Source organism: Brevibacterium metallidurans, assembly GCF_037101285.1.
Taxonomy (GTDB): domain Bacteria; phylum Actinomycetota; class Actinomycetes; order Actinomycetales; family Brevibacteriaceae; genus Brevibacterium; species Brevibacterium metallidurans.
In genome coordinates this window covers 1-730 of sequence record NZ_BAAAAF010000054.1, presented here as the reverse complement: position 1 = coordinate 730, position 730 = coordinate 1, and the positions used below count along the sequence as shown (strand labels likewise).

2 rRNA genes are annotated in these 730 nt (G+C 55.8%); both read left to right on the top strand.

The annotated features are described in order from the left end of the window. Nucleotides 1-219, top strand: a 16S ribosomal RNA gene (locus tag AACX88_RS17480); the annotation flags it as partial. Between the two features lie 390 nt (nt 220-609). Beyond that, a 23S ribosomal RNA gene (locus AACX88_RS17475) occupies nt 610-730 on the top strand; the annotation flags it as partial.

Genomic DNA, 730 nt, shown 5'->3' with positions numbered 1-730 from the left:
CGTGAAGTCGGAGTCGCTAGTAATCGCAGATCAGCAACGCTGCGGTGAATACGTTCCCGGGCCTTGTACACACCGCCCGTCAAGTCACGAAAGTCGGTAACACCCGAAGCCGGTGGCCTAACCCCTTGTGGGAGGGGGCCGTCTAAGGTGGGACTGGTGATTGGGACTAAGTCGTAACAAGGTAGCCGTACCGGAAGGTGCGGCTGGATCACCTCCTTTCTAAGGAGCACACCAATATGGTGCCCACCAACGAACCCAGAGCGTGGTTCGGGTGGGTTGCTCAAGGGTGGAACATCACATACCTCTCGCTCATCCTTCTCGTTGTGGTCCGGTTCGTGCCGTGACTGCGTGGGAGTGATGGTCGGGATAGAACAGGCACGCTGTTGGGTCCTGGAACCACAAAAGTGGTTTCACAGGTCACCAACCCAACCCCGACCACAGCCGGTTCGGCTGCTGTTGGGGGTGGTGTTTGGTAGTGGTTTGAGAATCGTATAGTGGACGCGAGCATCAAGCACCAGCCGTCAAGGCTGGTGTGTAGTGTGATTTTCTTTGAGTCAAAAAATCTTAGTGTGAAATTTTCGCGCACATGAACACCAACCCGTCTGGGTGGTGTGAGTGTGTAAGAGCGCATGGTGGATGCCTTGGCATCAGGAGCCGATGAAGGACGTGGAAATCTGCGATAAGCCTCGGGGAGCCGATAAACGGGCGTTGATCCGAGGATGTCCGAATG